Source organism: Streptomyces sp. NPDC101160, from assembly GCF_044768205.1.
In the GTDB taxonomy this organism is placed as follows: domain Bacteria; phylum Actinomycetota; class Actinomycetes; order Streptomycetales; family Streptomycetaceae; genus Streptomyces.
In genome coordinates this window covers 202743-217041 of sequence record NZ_JBIWPJ010000007.1, presented here as the reverse complement: position 1 = coordinate 217041, position 14299 = coordinate 202743, and the positions used below count along the sequence as shown (strand labels likewise).

The 14299-nt window shown below is 66.7% G+C and carries 25 protein-coding genes; all 25 read right to left on the bottom strand.

The window, feature by feature from the left end; all coding sequences use genetic code 11:
• Nucleotides 1-240 precede the first annotated feature (240 nt).
• Complete coding sequence (truA, locus tag ACIRSU_RS23740; protein WP_403796435.1) at nucleotides 241-1098, bottom strand: tRNA pseudouridine(38-40) synthase TruA; 858 nt, start codon at nucleotides 1096-1098, stop codon at nucleotides 241-243.
• Between the two features lie 94 nt (nucleotides 1099-1192).
• Nucleotides 1193-1663 carry a 50S ribosomal protein L17 gene (gene rplQ / locus ACIRSU_RS23735; RefSeq protein ID WP_403795473.1) on the bottom strand — a complete coding sequence of 157 codons (471 nt, stop codon included), beginning with the start codon at nucleotides 1661-1663 and terminating at the stop codon, nucleotides 1193-1195.
• Between the two features lie 191 nt (nucleotides 1664-1854).
• Nucleotides 1855-2877: a DNA-directed RNA polymerase subunit alpha gene (locus ACIRSU_RS23730; RefSeq protein WP_003966937.1), complete on the bottom strand. Its 1023-nt coding sequence runs from the start codon at nucleotides 2875-2877 to the stop codon at nucleotides 1855-1857.
• Between the two features lie 152 nt (nucleotides 2878-3029).
• Entirely contained in the window at nucleotides 3030-3434 is a 405-nt protein-coding gene (gene rpsK, locus ACIRSU_RS23725; protein WP_003956432.1) for a 30S ribosomal protein S11, read from the bottom strand.
• Nucleotides 3435-3532: 98 nt separating this feature from the next.
• The gene (gene rpsM, locus ACIRSU_RS23720; RefSeq protein WP_351192692.1) at nucleotides 3533-3913 is read right to left on the bottom strand and encodes a 30S ribosomal protein S13; all 381 of its coding nucleotides are present in this window, start codon (nucleotides 3911-3913) and stop codon (nucleotides 3533-3535) included.
• 186 nt (nucleotides 3914-4099) lie between these two features.
• Nucleotides 4100-4213 (bottom strand): 50S ribosomal protein L36, encoded by a 114-nt coding sequence (gene rpmJ, locus ACIRSU_RS23715; RefSeq protein WP_003956441.1) that lies wholly within the window; start codon nucleotides 4211-4213, stop codon nucleotides 4100-4102.
• A 63-nt stretch (nucleotides 4214-4276) separates the two neighbouring features.
• A complete protein-coding gene (gene infA / locus ACIRSU_RS23710; protein ID WP_003956442.1) occupies nucleotides 4277-4498 on the bottom strand; it encodes a translation initiation factor IF-1 in 222 nt (73 codons plus the stop codon).
• A 163-nt stretch (nucleotides 4499-4661) separates the two neighbouring features.
• Nucleotides 4662-5513, bottom strand: a complete 852-nt coding sequence (gene map, locus ACIRSU_RS23705; protein WP_403795470.1) for a type I methionyl aminopeptidase — start codon at nucleotides 5511-5513, stop codon at nucleotides 4662-4664.
• Between the two features lie 97 nt (nucleotides 5514-5610).
• Nucleotides 5611-6258, bottom strand: a complete 648-nt coding sequence (locus ACIRSU_RS23700) for an adenylate kinase (protein ID WP_403795467.1) — start codon at nucleotides 6256-6258, stop codon at nucleotides 5611-5613.
• Nucleotides 6258-7577, bottom strand: coding sequence for a preprotein translocase subunit SecY (secY, locus tag ACIRSU_RS23695; RefSeq protein ID WP_403795464.1), 1320 nt, complete (start codon nucleotides 7575-7577; stop codon nucleotides 6258-6260). The genes ACIRSU_RS23700 and secY overlap by 1 nt, the downstream gene beginning before the upstream one ends.
• 213 nt (nucleotides 7578-7790) lie before the next feature.
• Nucleotides 7791-8246: a 50S ribosomal protein L15 gene (gene rplO, locus ACIRSU_RS23690; RefSeq protein WP_169088488.1), complete on the bottom strand. Its 456-nt coding sequence runs from the start codon at nucleotides 8244-8246 to the stop codon at nucleotides 7791-7793.
• A gap of 2 nt (nucleotides 8247-8248) precedes the next feature.
• Nucleotides 8249-8431: a 50S ribosomal protein L30 gene (gene rpmD / locus ACIRSU_RS23685; protein ID WP_005313525.1), complete on the bottom strand. Its 183-nt coding sequence runs from the start codon at nucleotides 8429-8431 to the stop codon at nucleotides 8249-8251.
• A complete protein-coding gene (gene rpsE / locus ACIRSU_RS23680; RefSeq protein ID WP_005313527.1) occupies nucleotides 8431-9036 on the bottom strand; it encodes a 30S ribosomal protein S5 in 606 nt (201 codons plus the stop codon). Before rpsE ends, rpmD begins: the two co-directional genes overlap by 1 nt.
• Nucleotides 9037-9081: 45 nt before the next feature.
• Nucleotides 9082-9465, bottom strand: coding sequence for a 50S ribosomal protein L18 (gene rplR, locus ACIRSU_RS23675; protein ID WP_030759358.1), 384 nt, complete (start codon nucleotides 9463-9465; stop codon nucleotides 9082-9084).
• A gap of 3 nt (nucleotides 9466-9468) precedes the next feature.
• Nucleotides 9469-10008 (bottom strand): 50S ribosomal protein L6, encoded by a 540-nt coding sequence (gene rplF, locus ACIRSU_RS23670; protein WP_128985127.1) that lies wholly within the window; start codon nucleotides 10006-10008, stop codon nucleotides 9469-9471.
• Between the two features lie 20 nt (nucleotides 10009-10028).
• A complete protein-coding gene (gene rpsH / locus ACIRSU_RS23665; protein ID WP_041130779.1) occupies nucleotides 10029-10427 on the bottom strand; it encodes a 30S ribosomal protein S8 in 399 nt (132 codons plus the stop codon).
• Between the two features lie 223 nt (nucleotides 10428-10650).
• Entirely contained in the window at nucleotides 10651-10836 is a 186-nt protein-coding gene (locus ACIRSU_RS23660) for a type Z 30S ribosomal protein S14 (protein ID WP_003956452.1), read from the bottom strand.
• Nucleotides 10837-10841: 5 nt separating this feature from the next.
• Nucleotides 10842-11399 carry a 50S ribosomal protein L5 gene (gene rplE, locus ACIRSU_RS23655; protein WP_265864084.1) on the bottom strand — a complete coding sequence of 186 codons (558 nt, stop codon included), beginning with the start codon at nucleotides 11397-11399 and terminating at the stop codon, nucleotides 10842-10844.
• Nucleotides 11396-11707 carry a 50S ribosomal protein L24 gene (gene rplX, locus ACIRSU_RS23650; RefSeq protein WP_030494259.1) on the bottom strand — a complete coding sequence of 104 codons (312 nt, stop codon included), beginning with the start codon at nucleotides 11705-11707 and terminating at the stop codon, nucleotides 11396-11398. Before rplX ends, rplE begins: the two co-directional genes overlap by 4 nt.
• Nucleotides 11708-11709: 2 nt before the next feature.
• Complete coding sequence (gene rplN / locus ACIRSU_RS23645; protein WP_003956455.1) at nucleotides 11710-12078, bottom strand: 50S ribosomal protein L14; 369 nt, start codon at nucleotides 12076-12078, stop codon at nucleotides 11710-11712.
• Between the two features lie 100 nt (nucleotides 12079-12178).
• Nucleotides 12179-12460 carry a 30S ribosomal protein S17 gene (rpsQ, locus tag ACIRSU_RS23640; protein ID WP_386863973.1) on the bottom strand — a complete coding sequence of 94 codons (282 nt, stop codon included), beginning with the start codon at nucleotides 12458-12460 and terminating at the stop codon, nucleotides 12179-12181.
• Nucleotides 12460-12684, bottom strand: a complete 225-nt coding sequence (rpmC, locus tag ACIRSU_RS23635) for a 50S ribosomal protein L29 (RefSeq protein ID WP_265864047.1) — start codon at nucleotides 12682-12684, stop codon at nucleotides 12460-12462. Before rpmC ends, rpsQ begins: the two co-directional genes overlap by 1 nt.
• Nucleotides 12684-13103, bottom strand: a complete 420-nt coding sequence (gene rplP / locus ACIRSU_RS23630; protein ID WP_030494257.1) for a 50S ribosomal protein L16 — start codon at nucleotides 13101-13103, stop codon at nucleotides 12684-12686. The genes rpmC and rplP overlap by 1 nt, the downstream gene beginning before the upstream one ends.
• A gap of 5 nt (nucleotides 13104-13108) precedes the next feature.
• Complete coding sequence (rpsC, locus tag ACIRSU_RS23625; RefSeq protein ID WP_362523674.1) at nucleotides 13109-13942, bottom strand: 30S ribosomal protein S3; 834 nt, start codon at nucleotides 13940-13942, stop codon at nucleotides 13109-13111.
• Nucleotides 13942-14289, bottom strand: coding sequence for a 50S ribosomal protein L22 (rplV, locus tag ACIRSU_RS23620; RefSeq protein ID WP_030359020.1), 348 nt, complete (start codon nucleotides 14287-14289; stop codon nucleotides 13942-13944). The genes rpsC and rplV overlap by 1 nt, the downstream gene beginning before the upstream one ends.
• Between the last annotated feature and the right edge of the window lie 10 nt (nucleotides 14290-14299).

Below are 14299 nucleotides of genomic sequence, written 5' to 3'. Positions count from 1 at the left end.
CCCGGGTCGTCGTACGCGAGCCGCGGTTCGGCCGGTCGTGTTGCCGTGCCCGGCCCGATCAGCCGGGCCTCAGTTGCACTCATCCCAGAACTCCCGACACCTTTTCCGCGCAGCGAACGTGGCGACGTGCGGAAACGTAAGCCGGGAGGGGACGGGTCGGGGTGCGACGCGACCGAAGGATAAGTCCTTTTAACCCGATTTGCCGGATTGGATGACGGTCACCGGGCCGTCAACAGGTGATCAGCAGCAGCCGGCGCTGCCGGGCAGCGACCGCTTGTTGCGCGCCTCACGGCTCCGCGCGGCGAGCTGGTCGTCCGCCGGGTAGCCGACCTCCTCCAGCGTGAGGCCGTGCGGCCGTACGACGTGCACCGCCGAGTCCCGCACCCCCGCGGCCAGCACCTTCGCCGGCCACTCCACCGGACGGTGGCCGTCGCCCACGAACAGCAGCGCGCCCACCAGCGAGCGGACCATGTTGTGACAGAAGGCGTCGGCCTTGACCGTGGCCTCCATGATCCCGTCGGGGCGGCGCTCCCAGCGCAGCTCCTGCAGCGTGCGGATGGTGGTGGCGCCCTCGCGCTTCTTGCAGTACGCCGCGAAGTCGTGCTCGCCGACGAGCCGCTCGGCCGCCGCGTTCATGGCGTCCATGTCGAGCGTCCAGTCGTGCCACAGGACGTGGCCGCGGAGCAGCGGGTCGACACCGCCCGGGTGGTCGGTGACCCGGTAGGCGTAGCGGCGCCAGATGGCCGCGAAGCGGGCGTTGAAGCCCGCCGGGGCCTCGGTCAGGCGCCAGATCCGCACGTCGTGCGGGAGCCGTCCGGCCATCCGCCGCAGCAGCTTCTCCTGGTGCTCCCGCCACAGCTCCTCGGGCAGGTCGACGTGCGCGACCTGGCCGCGCGCGTGCACCCCCGCGTCGGTACGGCCGGCGACGGTCAGCTCGTACGTCTCCTGGGAGCGGGTCACGGTGCGCAGGGCGTCCTCGATCTCGCCCTGGACGGTGCGCTGGCCGCGGGCCTGCTTGGCCCAGCCGGAGAAGTCCTTGCCGTCGTAGGACAGGTCGAGCCGGATCCGCACGAATCCGGGCTGCACATCGTCACGCACGTCAGTCACGCCGTAAATCCTCTCAAACACACGGGAGCGGGCCCGCACCCCTGGGGGTACGGGCCCGCAACACGAGACGAGATCGTCAGAACGCTCAGGCGTCCTGCGCGTCCGTGTTCTCGTTCTCGACCGCGGCGGCCTCGTCGGCCTCCTTGACGGCGCGCTTGGTGGCGGCCTCGGCCTCGGCGACGGTCGCCTTCTTGGCGATCTCGCCCTCGACCAGCTCGATCACGGCCATCGGGGCGTTGTCGCCACGACGGTTGCCGATCTTGGTGATACGGGTGTAACCACCCGGACGCTCCGAGTAGCGCGGGGCGATCTCGGTGAAGAGCGTGTGGACGACGCCCTTGTCCGTGATCGTCTGCAGCACCAGGCGACGGTTGTGGATGTCGCCCTTCTTCGCCTTGGTGATCAGGCGCTCGGCGACCGGACGCAGGCGACGGGCCTTGGCCTCGGTCGTGGTGATGCGGCCGTGCTCGAAGAGCGACTTCGCCAGGTTGGCGAGGAGCAGCTTCTCGTGCGCGGCGGAACCGCCGAGGCGGGCACCCTTCGCGGGACGCGGCATGGTGTTTCTCCTTGAGATCTGCACCGGCCGTATCAGGTACCGGTGTCAGTGTCCGAGCAGGCGGTTACCTGTCGGAGACCCCGCGCCCCCAGAGGGGCGCGGGGAAGTGCTCGATTTGCTGCTACCGCCGCGTGGGCGCGATCCGCCGGAGCGGACCCCGCAGCAAGTACGAGACCGTCGGTCCCGAGCTCTTAGTACTGCTCGGTCTCGACGAACCCGGCGTCCGCGTCGTCGTCGGCGCCGAAGGCGTCGGCGGCGGCGGTCGGGTCGAATCCGGGCGGGCTGTCCTTGAGGGCCAGGCCCATGCCGGCCAGCTTCGCCTTGACCTCGTCGATCGACTTCGCACCGAAGTTGCGGATGTCGAGCAGGTCGGCCTCGGAGCGGGCGACGAGCTCACCCACGGAGTGGATGCCCTCGCGCTTGAGGCAGTTGTAGGAGCGGACCGTGAGCTCCAGCTCCTCGATCGGCAGCGCCAGGTCGGCGGCCAGGGCGGCGTCCGTCGGGGACGGACCCATGTCGATGCCCTCGGCGTCGATGTTCAGCTCGCGGGCGAGACCGAACAGCTCGACCAGGGTCTTGCCGGCGGACGCCATGGCGTCACGCGGGCGCATGGCCTGCTTGGTCTCGACGTCGACGATGAGCTTGTCGAAGTCGGTGCGCTGCTCGACTCGGGTCGCCTCGACCTTGTAGGTGACCTTGAGAACCGGCGAGTAGATGGAGTCGACCGGGATACGGCCGATCTCCTGGCCCACCTGCTTGTTCTGGACGGCGGAGACGTAGCCGCGACCGCGCTCGACGGTCAGCTCCATCTCCAGCTTGCCCTTGCCGTTGAGCGTGGCGAGGACCAGGTCGGGGTTGTGCACCTCGACACCGGCCGGCGGGGCGATGTCGGCGGCGGTGACCAGGCCCGGGCCCTGCTTGCGCAGGTACATCACGACCGGCTCGTCGTGCTCCGAGGAGACGACCAGCTGCTTGATGTTCAGGATGAGGTCGGTGACGTCCTCCTTGACGCCCGGCACGGTGGTGAACTCGTGCAGGACACCGTCGATGCGGATGCTGGTGACAGCAGCGCCGGGGATCGACGAGAGGAGCGTGCGGCGGAGCGAGTTGCCGAGGGTGTAGCCGAAGCCCGGCTCCAGCGGCTCGATGACGAACCGGGAACGGAACTCGTCGACGACCTCTTCGGTCAGCGAAGGACGCTGAGCGATAAGCATGTCTGTGATTCCTTCAGTCGTGGACGCCCACTATTTGACGCCCGACAGGTACTGCGGGGTACCGCAGGGGTACTGCAAGGGTACGGGCGGCACGCCCCCTTACGGAGCCGTACCGCCCGGACACTCAAAGACGCACAGGTGCGTCCGCTACGTCAGACGCGGCGGCGCTTCGGCGGACGGCAGCCGTTGTGCGGGGTGGGGGTGACGTCCTGGATCGAGCCGACCTCGAGGCCGGTGGCCTGGAGGGAGCGGATCGCGGTCTCACGGCCGGAGCCGGGACCCTTGACGAAGACGTCGACCTTGCGCATGCCGTGCTCCTGCGCGCGGCGGGCGGCCGACTCGGCGGCCATCTGCGCGGCGAAGGGGGTGGACTTGCGCGAGCCCTTGAAGCCGACGTGGCCGGCGGAGGCCCAGGAGATCACGTTGCCGGACGGGTCCGTGATCGAGACGATCGTGTTGTTGAACGTGCTCTTGATGTGCGCGTGGCCGTGAGCGACGTTCTTCTTTTCCTTGCGGCGCACCTTCTTGGCAGCGCCCTGACGACCCTTGGGGGGCATCTATAACTCCTACGGGAGGTGGTCGGTCCTGCAGCGAAGACCGTGGGAAACGCGGGTTCGGGGGTCGCCCCCCGAAAGTCCGCAGTGTCCGCTGAGGACTACTTCTTGCCCGGCTTCTTCTTGCCGGCGATGGCGCGACGCGGGCCCTTGCGGGTACGAGCGTTCGTGCTGGTGCGCTGACCGCGGACGGGCAGGCCACGACGGTGGCGCAGACCCTGGTAGCAGCCGATCTCGACCTTGCGGCGGATGTCGGCCGCGATCTCACGGCGGAGGTCACCCTCGGTCTGGAGGTTGGCGTCCACGTACTCGCGGATCTTGACGAGGTCTTCCTCGGCAAGGTCGCGGACACGGGTGGACTCGTTCACGCCGGTAGCGGCGAGGATCTCCTCGGACCGGGTGCGCCCGATACCGAAGACGTAGGTGAGTGCGACCACCACGCGCTTGTCACGCGGGATGTCAACACCGGAAACGCGTGCCATTCAATGGCTCCTGTGTTCTCGGGGGTCTGCTGCAGAACCGGTCCCGACCGCCGTATGAGGTACGAATCGAGTCCCCGGCCCCCGCCGGAGGTGTCGCCGGCCCTGATGGGCTGGGCGGGCTCTGCGTATGTACGTGTTGCTATGCGTCGCGCGAAGAACTGCGAAATGCAGGTCGGTCGGCGTGCGTCAGCCCTGGCGCTGCTTGTGGCGCAGGTTGTCGCAGATGACCATGACCCGGCCGTGACGGCGGATCACCTTGCACTTGTCGCAGATCTTCTTGACGCTCGGCTTGACCTTCATGGGATGTGAGGTTCTCCGGGTCAGTGCCACCCCCCGCACGGAACGGCGGGGTGCGAGCAAGATCTACTTGTACCGGTAGACGATCCGGCCACGCGTCAGGTCGTACGGAGACAGCTCCACGACGACCCGGTCGTCCGGGAGGATTCGGATGTAGTGCATCCGCATCTTGCCGGAGATGTGCGCGAGGACCTTGTGACCGTTCTGGAGTTCCACCTTGAACATGGCGTTCGGGAGGGACTCGATCACGGTGCCCTCGATTTCGATGGCACCTTGCTTCTTGGCCACGCTTCGCCTTTCGAATCGGCTACCTTGATCGACCCTCGCCGCCGTGTGCGGACACACGGGTACACGAGAGCCGACGCATCAGTCTACGTCAGGCCCCGGGAAAAGACGAATCCGGGGAGTTTGCCCAACGCTGAAGATCGTTACGCAGGTGGTGGGACCGGCATCAGGCCAGCGGGTCCGGCGCCGCCGTGACGCCCAGCTCCGCCAGCTTCGCCTTGCCGCCGTCCACCGCGGTGAGGACCAGCGGGCCCTCCTCCGTCAGCGCCACGCTGTGCTCCCAGTGGGAGGACCAGGTGCCGTCGGTGGTGATGACCGTCCAGTCGTCGGCGAGGACCTCGGTCTGGGGGGTGCCCAGCGAGACCATCGGCTCGATCGCGAGGCAGAAGCCGGGGACCAGCTTCGGGCCCTTGCCGCGCTTGCGGGAGACGTAGTTCAGGAGGTGCGGGTCCATGTGCATCTCGGTGCCGATGCCGTGGCCGCCGTAGTCCTCGATGATGCCGTAGCGGCCCAGGCTGTGGTCGCCCACGGCCGGGCGCGGCTGCCGCTTGATGTACGTCTCGATCGCCTTCGAGATGTCGACCAGGCGCGCGCCGAGCTTCATGGCCGCGATGCCGGCCCACATCGACTCCTCGGTCACCCGGGAGAGCTCGACCAGCTCCGGCGCGTGACCGGTGCCCACGAAGCAGGTGTACGCGGCGTCGCCGTGCCAGCCGTCGACGATCGCGCCGGCGTCGATGGAGATGATGTCGCCGTCCTTCAGGACGGTCTTGTCGTCCGGGATGCCGTGGACGACGACCTCGTTCACCGAGGTGCAGATGGTCGCGGGGAAGCCCCCGTACCCCAGGAAGTTCGACTTCGCCCCGTGGTCGGCGATGACCTTGCGCGCGACCTCGTCGAGGTCCTTCGTCGTGGCGCCCGGCACCGCGACCTCGCGGGTGGCCGCGTGGATGGCCGCGACGACCAGCCCCGCCTCGCGCATCTTCGCGATCTGCTCGGGGGTCTTGATCTGCACCATCTCGGCCGCGGCCTTCCTGTCGATTACGGGGGTCGGAACAACGATACGGCCGCGGCGCCCGTCCCGGGCACCGCGGCCGTATCGCAGCGATCTTGGGTTACTTCTTCAGCGCGTCCATCGCCTTCGCCGTGACCTCGTCCACCTTGCCGAGAGCGGAGATCGTCGCGACGAGTCCCTGCTTCTTGTAGTAGTCGATGATCGGCTCGGTCTGCGTGTGGTAGACCTCCAGGCGCGTGCGGACCGTCTCCTCGGAGTCGTCCGGGCGCTGGAAGAGCTCGCCGCCGCAGACGTCGCAGACGCCCTCGGTCTTCGGGGCGTTGTACGTCACGTGGAAGACGTGCGCCGAGTCGTTGCGGCAGATGCGGCGACCCGCGATCCGCTTCACGACCTCGTCCTCGGGGACCTCCAGGTCCAGGACCGCGTCCAGCTGCATGCCGTCCTCCTTGAGGGCGGCGTCCAGCGCCTCGGCCTGGGCCACGTTGCGCGGGAACCCGTCGAGCAGGAAGCCCTTGGCGGCGTCCGCCTGCTCCATCCGGTCCTTGGCCATCCCGATGGTCACCTCGTCCGGAACGAGCTCGCCCCGGTCCATGTAACCCTTCGCCGCGAGGCCCAGCTCCGTGCCCTGCGAGATGTTGGCACGGAACAGGTCACCCGTGGAGATGTGCGGGATGTCCAGGTTCTTGGCAAGAAACGCGGCCTGCGTTCCCTTGCCGGCCCCGGGCGGTCCGACGAGGACGATTCGCATCAGCGGAGGAACCCTTCGTAATTGCGCTGCTGGAGCTGGCTCTCGATCTGCTTCACGGTCTCCAGACCCACACCGACGATGATGAGGATGCTGGTGCCACCGAACGGGAAGTTCTGGTTGGCGCCACCGAAGCCTGCCAACGCCATCGTCGGCACGAGAGCGATCAGACCCAGATACAGCGAGCCCGGCCAAGTGATCCGGTTGAGCACGTAGCTCAGGTACTCGGCAGTAGGTCGACCAGCCCGGATACCCGGGATGAAGCCACCATACTTCTTCATGTTGTCGGCGACTTCCTCGGGGTTGAACGAGATAGCCACGTAGAAGAAGGCGAAGAAGACGATCAGAAGGAAGTAGGCGGCGATGTAATACGGGTGGTCACCCTTGACGAAGTGGGCTTCGATCCACGTCTTCCACCCCGCGGTCGAGTTCGAGAACTGCGCGATGAGCGCCGGGATGTAGAGCAGCGACGAGGCGAAGATGACAGGAATCACACCTGCCTGGTTCACCTTCAACGGGATGTAAGTGGACGTACCGCCGTACGACCTGCGGCCGATCATGCGCTTCGCGTACTGCACCGGGATACGGCGCTGGGCCTGCTCGACGAAGACGACGAGGGCCACCATCACGAAGCCGATGAGGATGACGGTGCCGAACTCGATCCAGCCCTTGGCGAGCTTGCCGCTCGTCTTGATGGCCCACAGGGCGCCCGGGAAGCCGGCCGCGATCGAGATGAACATGAGGATCGACATGCCGTTGCCGATGCCGCGGTCGGTGATGAGCTCACCGAGCCACATCACGACGCCGGTGCCGGCGGTCATGGTGATGACCATGACGGCGGTGGCGAAGATCGACTGGTCCGGGACGACCTGGCTCGCGACGGTGCAGCCGCTGAACAGCGCGCCGCTGCGGGCGGTGGCGACGAGGCCGGTGCCCTGCAGGATCGCGAGGGCGACCGTCAGATAACGCGTGTACTGCGTGATCTTGGCGGTGCCGGCCTGGCCCTCCTTCTTGAGGTTCTCCAGGCGCGGGATCACGACGGTCAGCAGCTGCAGGATGATGCTCGCCGTGATGTACGGCATGATGCCGAGCGCGAAGATGGTGATCTGCAGCAGCGCCCCGCCACTGAACATGTTGACCAGGCCGAACAGGCTGTTGCTGCCCTGCCTCGCCTGATCCACACACGTCTGGACGGCCTCGTAGCTGACGCCGGGGACGGGGATGTGTGCCCCGAGCCGGTACAGCACGATGATGCCGAGCGTGAAGAGCAGCTTCTTGCGCAGGTCGGGCGTCTTGAACGCCCGGGCGAACGCGGTGAGCACGGTGCCTCCTGCGACCCCCGCGCACGTGCGTCAGAGGTGACGGTCTTGAGGTTCGACTGGGTAGTGATCGGTCCGAGCACCCGCGGGCACACCGCACGCACTCTAGACAGTGGACGCCACCTTACCGGCGACATAGGTCCCCTAGGAACGACCAACCGGGGATGCCCCATTTGAGAGGCATCCCCGGTCGGATGTTCAGGCCATCGAGTCGTCTCAGACGAGCTCGGTGACGGTGCCGCCGGCGGCGGCGATCTTCTCCTTGGCGGAGCCGGAGACGGCGTCGACCGTCACCTGCAGCGCCACGGAGACCTCGCCCTGGCCCAGGACCTTGACGAGCTGGTTCTTGCGAACGGCACCCTTGGCGACCAGGTCGGCCACCGTGACCTCGCCACCCTGCGGGTAGAGCGCGGCCAGCTTGTCCAGGTTCACGACCTGGTACTCGGTGCGGAACGGGTTCTTGAAGCCCTTCAGCTTCGGGAGACGCATGTGGAGCGGCATCTGGCCACCCTCGAAGCGCTCCGGAACCTGGTAGCGGGCCTTCGTGCCCTTGGTACCACGACCGGCCGTCTTACCCTTCGACGCCTCACCACGACCCACACGGGTCTTGGCGGTCTTGGCGCCCGGGGCGGGACGGAGGTTGTGGATCTTGAGCGGGTTGTTCTCCGCCATGATCAGTCGACCTCCTCAACCGTCACGAGGTGGCGGACGGTGTGCACCATGCCGCGGAACTCGGGGCGGTCCTCCTTGACGACCACGTCGTTCAGGCGCTTGAGCCCGAGCGAACGCAGAGTGTCGCGGTGGTTCTGCTTGCTGCCGATGTACGACTTCGTCTGCGTGATCTTGAGGCGAGCCATTACGCACCCGCCCCAGCACGCGCACGAAGCAGAGCCGCGGGGGCGACGTCCTCGAGCGGCAGACCGCGGCGAGCCGCGATCTCCTCGGGACGCTGCAGGCCCTTGAGGGCCGCCACGGTCGCGTGCACGATGTTGATCGCGTTGTCGGAGCCGAGCGACTTCGACAGGATGTCGTGAACGCCGGCGCACTCGAGCACGGCGCGCACCGGGCCACCGGCGATAACACCGGTACCGGGGGAAGCCGGCTTGAGCAGGACGACGCCCGCAGCCTTCTCACCCTGGATCGGGTGCGGGATGGTGCCCTGGATACGGGGGACCTTGAAGAAGTGCTTCTTGGCCTCCTCAACACCCTTGGCGATGGCGGCCGGCACCTCCTTGGCCTTGCCGTAACCGACACCGACGGTGCCGTCACCATCGCCCACCACGACCAGCGCGGTGAAGCTGAAGCGACGACCACCCTTCACAACCTTGGCGACGCGGTTGATCGCGACAACGCGCTCAACGTACGCGGTCTTCTCGGCGGCGGCAGCGCCACCGTCGCGGCCCTTCCGGTCCCGCCGCTCGCCGCCACCGGCACCGCTACCGCGGCGCTGGGGTCCAGCCATTGGAATACCTCTCTCTGTTACGTCCGTTAGTCCCGGAACCGGGGCTTAGAACTTCAGCCCGGCTTCGCGGGCGGCGTCAGCCAGAGCGGCAATGCGCCCGGCGTACCTGTTGCCACCACGGTCGAACACGACGGCCTCGACACCGGCGGCCTTGGCGCGCTCGGCGACCAGGGCGCCGACCTGCTGGGCCTGCGAGGACTTGGAGCCCTCGCCACCGCGGATCGAAGCGTCCAGGTGGGACGCCGACGCGACGGTGTGACCCTTCAGGTCGTCGATGACCTGCGCGGTGATGCCGCGGTTCGAGCGCGTCACGACGAGGCGCGGACGCTCCGCCGTACCCGACACGTTCTTGCGGATGCGCAGGTGACGGCGCGCCTTCGCAGCGCGCTTGTAAGCGTCGCCCTTGGCGATCTTGACACCGTATGCCATGGCTTACTTACCAGCCTTTCCGACCTTGCGGCGGATGACCTCGCCCGCGTACTTGACACCCTTGGCCTTGTACGGGTCGGGCTTCCGCAGCTTGCGGATGTTGGCGGCGACCTCGCCGACCTTCTGCTTGTCGATGCCCTCGACCGAGAACTTGGTCGGCGACTCGACCTTGAAGGAGATGCCCTCGGGGGCCTCCACCAGGATCGGGTGGCTGTAGCCGAGCTGGAACTCCAGGTTGGAGCCCTTCGCGGCCACGCGGTAACCGACACCGCTGATCTCGAGCGCCTTCGTGTACCCCTGGGTCACACCGGTGATCATGTTGGCCACCAGCGTGCGGGACAGGCCGTGCAGGGCCTTGTTCTGACGCTCGTCGTTCGGACGGGTGACGTTCAGAACGCCGTCCTCGCCCTTAACGATCTCGATCGGAGCGGCAACGGTGTGGGTGAGGGTGCCCTTGGAACCCTTCACCGTGACCGTGCGGCCCTCGATGGTGACGTCCACGCCGGCGGGAACCGGGATGGGGAGCTTGCCAATGCGAGACATAGCTTTTCCTCCGTTCCCGACTACCAGACGTAGGCGAGGACTTCCCCACCCACGCCCTTCTTCTGAGCCTGCTGGCCGGTCAGGAGACCGTGGGACGTGGAGATGATCGCCACGCCCAGGCCGCCGAGAACCTTCGGCAGGTTGGTGGACTTCGCGTAAACCCGGAGGCCCGGCTTCGAGATCCGCTTGATGCCCGCGATGGAGCGCTCACGGTTCGGACCGAACTTCAGGTCGAGCACGAGGTTCTTGCCGACCTCGGCGTCCTCGACCTTCCAGCCGGTGATGAAGCCCTCCTGCTGGAGGATTTCCGCGATGTGCGACTTGATCTTGCTGTGCGGCATCGTCACGGAGTCGTGGTACGCCGAGTTCGCGTTACGCAGACGCGTGAGCATGTCTGCGATCGGATCAGTCATGGTCATGAATTGGCCTTCGGCCTCTCTCGCCGGGGTTTCCTGGTGCACCATCCCTCTCCCCGATCCGAGACGGGGCGGGTGCGGTGCGGTGGACCTACGGCGTAGTAAGTCGTACGGGCGGCGGACGCCCAACCATGCAAGCCTACGGCATGCAGGGTCGGACCTCCGCCAGCCCAATGCTTACCGAGAGACTCCGGTCATTCACCAACGCCCAAAGGGCGAAGGGGAATTACCAGGAGCTCTTGGTCACGCCCGGCAGCTCGCCACGGTGAGCCATCTCACGAAGGCACACGCGGCAGAGGCCGAACTTGCGGTACACGGAGTGAGGACGGCCGCAGCGCTGGCAGCGCGTGTACGCACGCACACCGAACTTGGGCTTGCGGGCAGCCTTCGCGATGAGAGCCTTCTTCGCCATCTCGCTTACGCCTCCTTGAACGGGAAGCCGAGGTGACGCAGAAGGGCACGGCCCTCGTCGTCGTTGGTCGCCGTGGTCACCACGGTGATGTCCATACCCCGGACGCGGTCGATCTTGTCCTGGTCGATCTCGTGGAACATGACCTGCTCCGTGAGACCGAAGGTGTAGTTGCCACGGCCGTCGAACTGCTTCGGGGAGAGGCCGCGGAAGTCGCGGATGCGCGGGAGCGCGAGCGACAGGGTGCGGTCCAGGAACTCCCACATGCGGTCGCCACGGAGCGTGACGTGGGCACCGATCGGCTGACCCTCACGCAGCTTGAACTGCGCGATGGACTTGCGGGCCTTGGTGACGGCCGGCTTCTGACCGGTGATCGTGGTGAGGTCGCGGATCGCGCCCTCGATCAGCTTCGAGTCACGGGCGGCGTCGCCGACACCCATGTTGACCACGATCTTCACGAGGCCGGGGATCTGCATGACGTTCTCGTACTTGAACTCGTCACGCAGCTTGCCCGCGATCTCCTCGCGGTACTTCGTCTTGAGACGCGGAGTGGTGGTAGCCATCAGATGTCCTCACCCGTCCGCTTGGCAACGCGGATCTTGTTGCCCTCGTCGTCGAAGCGGTAACCGACACGCGTGACGACCTTCTTGCCGTCCTTCTCCACGACCAGCTGGACGTTGGAGACGTGGACCGGAGCCTCGGTCGTCACGATGCCGCCGGCCTGGTTGGGGCCGGCCTTGGTGTGCTTCTTGACCCGGTTGACACCCTCGACGAGGACGCGGTTCTCAGCCGGCATGGCCGCGATGACCTTGCCCTGCTTGCCCTTGTCCTTGCCGGTGATGACCTGTACCAGGTCGCCCTTCTTGATCTTCATGCTTACAGCACCTCCGGCGCGAGCGAGATGATCTTCATGAACTTCTTCTCGCGCAGCTCACGGCCGACCGGGCCGAAGATACGGGTGCCGCGAGGGTCGCCGTCGTTCTTCAGAATGACGGCGGCGTTCTCGTCGAAGCGGATGTACGAGCCGTCCTGGCGGCGGCGCTCCTTGACGGTGCGAACGATGACCGCCTTGACGACGTCACCCTTCTTCACGTTGCCACCGGGGATCGCGTCCTTGACGGTGGCGACGATGACGTCACCGATGCCCGCGTAGCGGCGACCCGAACCACCGAGAACACGGATGCAAAGGATCTCCTTGGCACCAGTGTTGTCGGCGACGCGAAGTCGCGACTCCTGCTGGATCACGTCTATCTCCTGATTGTCTGCCGGTTCCCGGCAGGGGTTGATCGCTCAACCCCTGCCGAGCCTGGCGGAACGAACCCGAGGGGGAAGCCCCTCGGATGAATTACTTGGCCTTCTCGAGGATCTCGACGACGCGCCAGTGCTTGGACGCCGAGAGCTTCCGGGTCTCCATGAGGAGGACGCGGTCGCCGACGCCGGCCTGGTTCTGCTCGTCGTGAGCCTTGAGCTTGTTCGTACGGCGGATGACCTTGCCGTACAGCGCGTGCTTGACGCGGTCCTCGACAGCGACGACGACGGTCTTGTCCATCTTGTCGCTGACGACGAGGCCCTCACGGACCTTGCGGGCGTTGCGCTCGGTCTTCTCAGTCACGTTGTTCTCGCTCATCAGGCGTTCTCCACCGTCTCGATGCCCAGCTCGCGCTCACGCATCAGGGTGTAGATCCGGGCGATGTCCTTACGGACGGACTTGAGCCGACCGTGGTTCTCGAGCTGGCCCGTCGCCGCCTGGAAGCGGAGGTTGAACAGCTCTTCCTTGGCCTCGCGGAGCTTGCCAACAAGCTCCTCGTTGCCCAGCTCGCGCAGCTCGGACGCCTTGGTACCGGCCGACATCACAGCTCACCTGCCTCGCGCTTAACGATCTTGCACTTCATCGGCAGCTTGTGAGCCGCACGAGTCAGAGCCTCACGCGCGATCTTCTCGTTCGGGTAGGACAGCTCGAACATCACCCGACCGGGCTTGACGTTCGCGATCCACCACTCCGGCGAACCCTTACCGGAACCCATGCGGGTCTCGGCAGGCTTCTTCGTGAGCGGACGGTCCGGGTAGATGTTGATCCAGACCTTGCCGCCACGCTTGATGTGGCGGGTCATCGCGATACGCGCGGCCTCGATCTGGCGGTTGGTCACGTAGGCCGGGGTGAGGGCCTGAATGCCGTACTCGCCGAACGCAACCTGCGTGCCACCCTTGGACATACCGTTGCGCTTCGGGTGGTGCTGCTTGCGGTGCTTGACCCTACGGGGGATCAGCATTTCGGTCAGGCCTCCGTTCCGGTGCTCTCAGCAGCCGGAGCGGCGGCGGGAGCCTCGGCCTTGGGGGCCTCGGCAGCCTGAGCCTGCTGCGGCTTGCGACCGCGACCGCCACGCTCGCCACCGCGGCCACCGCGGCCGGCCGGACGGTCAGCGCCGCCACGGGCCGGGCGGTTGCCCGCACGGGCAGCAGCGTTCTCGGCGCGGACCTCGGCGATGTTCTTGACGTCGCCCTTGTAGATCCAGACCTTCACGCCGATGCGGCCGAAGGTGGTCTTGGCCTCGAAGAAGCCGTACTCGACGTTCGCGCGCAGCGTGTGCAGCGGCACACGACCCTCGCGGTAGAACTCCGAGCGGGACATCTCGGCGCCGCCGAGACGGCCACCACACTGGATCTTGATGCCCTTGGCGCCGGCCTTCATGGCGGACTGCATGCTCTTGCGCATGGCCCGACGGAAGGAGACGCGGGAGGACAGCTGCTCGGCGACGGCCTGGGCCACCAGCTGAGCGTCGACCTCGGGGTTCTTGACCTCGAGGATGTTCAGCTGAACCTGCTTGCCGGTCAGCTTCTCCAGCTGGCCACGGATCTTGTCGGCCTCGGCGCCACGGCGACCGATGACAATGCCCGGGCGAGCGGTGTGGATGTCAACGCGGACGCGGTCGCGGGTGCGCTCGATCTCAACCTTCGAGATGCCGGCGCGCTCCATGCCGGACGTCAGCATCCGGCGGATGGCGACGTCTTCCTTGACGTAGTCCTTGTACAGCTTGTCGGCGTACCAGCGGGACTTGAAGTCCGTGGTGATGCCGAGCCGGAACCCATGCGGGTTAACCTTCTGGCCCATTACCGGGTTCCTTCCTTGCTGCTGACGACCACGGTGATGTGGCTGGTCCGCTTGCGGATCCGGTAGGCACGGCCCTGGGCACGCGGACGGAACCGCTTCAGGGTCGGACCCTCGTCGACGAACGCCTCGCTGATGAACAGCGAAGAGGCGTCCGTGTGGTCGTAGTTGTGCGCGGCGTTGGCGATGGCGCTGTCGAGCACCTTGCCGACCGGCACGGAGGCTGCCTGCGGAGCGAATCGCAGAACAGCCTGAGCCTCCGTGGCATCCATGCCACGGATAAGGTCCACCACGCGGCGGGCCTTCATGGGCGTAACGCGGATGTACCGCGCCTGGGCCCTGGCTTCCATGGTTGTCCCT

Coding starts and splice junctions, on each gene's coding strand:
- rpsC (WP_362523674.1), bottom strand. CDS start 13,942: ATGGGCCAGAAGGTTAACCCGCATGGGTTCCGGCTCGGCATCACCACG.
- rpsQ (WP_386863973.1), bottom strand. CDS start 12,460: ATGAGCGAGAACAACGTGACTGAGAAGACCGAGCGCAACGCCCGCAAG.
- map (WP_403795470.1), bottom strand. CDS start 5,513: ATGGTGCAGATCAAGACCCCCGAGCAGATCGCGAAGATGCGCGAGGCG.
- rpmD (WP_005313525.1), bottom strand. CDS start 8,431: ATGGCTCGCCTCAAGATCACGCAGACGAAGTCGTACATCGGCAGCAAG.
- rpmJ (WP_003956441.1), bottom strand. CDS start 4,213: ATGAAGGTCAAGCCGAGCGTCAAGAAGATCTGCGACAAGTGCAAGGTG.
- rplF (WP_128985127.1), bottom strand. CDS start 10,008: ATGTCTCGCATTGGCAAGCTCCCCATCCCGGTTCCCGCCGGCGTGGAC.
- rplP (WP_030494257.1), bottom strand. CDS start 13,103: ATGCTGATCCCCCGTAGGGTCAAGCACCGCAAGCAGCACCACCCGAAG.
- rpsH (WP_041130779.1), bottom strand. CDS start 10,427: ATGACCATGACTGATCCGATCGCAGACATGCTCACGCGTCTGCGTAAC.
- rpsE (WP_005313527.1), bottom strand. CDS start 9,036: ATGGCTGGACCCCAGCGCCGCGGTAGCGGTGCCGGTGGCGGCGAGCGG.
- rpsK (WP_003956432.1), bottom strand. CDS start 3,434: ATGCCCCCCAAGGGTCGTCAGGGCGCTGCCAAGAAGGTGCGCCGCAAG.
- rplX (WP_030494259.1), bottom strand. CDS start 11,707: ATGAAGATCAAGAAGGGCGACCTGGTACAGGTCATCACCGGCAAGGAC.
- ACIRSU_RS23730 (WP_003966937.1), bottom strand. CDS start 2,877: ATGCTTATCGCTCAGCGTCCTTCGCTGACCGAAGAGGTCGTCGACGAG.
- ACIRSU_RS23660 (WP_003956452.1), bottom strand. CDS start 10,836: ATGGCGAAGAAGGCTCTCATCGCGAAGGCTGCCCGCAAGCCCAAGTTC.
- rpmC (WP_265864047.1), bottom strand. CDS start 12,684: ATGTCGGCCGGTACCAAGGCGTCCGAGCTGCGCGAGCTGGGCAACGAG.
- ACIRSU_RS23700 (WP_403795467.1), bottom strand. CDS start 6,258: ATGCGAATCGTCCTCGTCGGACCGCCCGGGGCCGGCAAGGGAACGCAG.
- rplR (WP_030759358.1), bottom strand. CDS start 9,465: ATGGCATACGGTGTCAAGATCGCCAAGGGCGACGCTTACAAGCGCGCT.
- rpsM (WP_351192692.1), bottom strand. CDS start 3,913: ATGGCACGCGTTTCCGGTGTTGACATCCCGCGTGACAAGCGCGTGGTG.
- rplQ (WP_403795473.1), bottom strand. CDS start 1,663: ATGCCGCGTCCCGCGAAGGGTGCCCGCCTCGGCGGTTCCGCCGCGCAC.
- rplO (WP_169088488.1), bottom strand. CDS start 8,246: ATGGCGGAGAACAACCCGCTCAAGATCCACAACCTCCGTCCCGCCCCG.
- rplV (WP_030359020.1), bottom strand. CDS start 14,289: ATGGAAGCCAGGGCCCAGGCGCGGTACATCCGCGTTACGCCCATGAAG.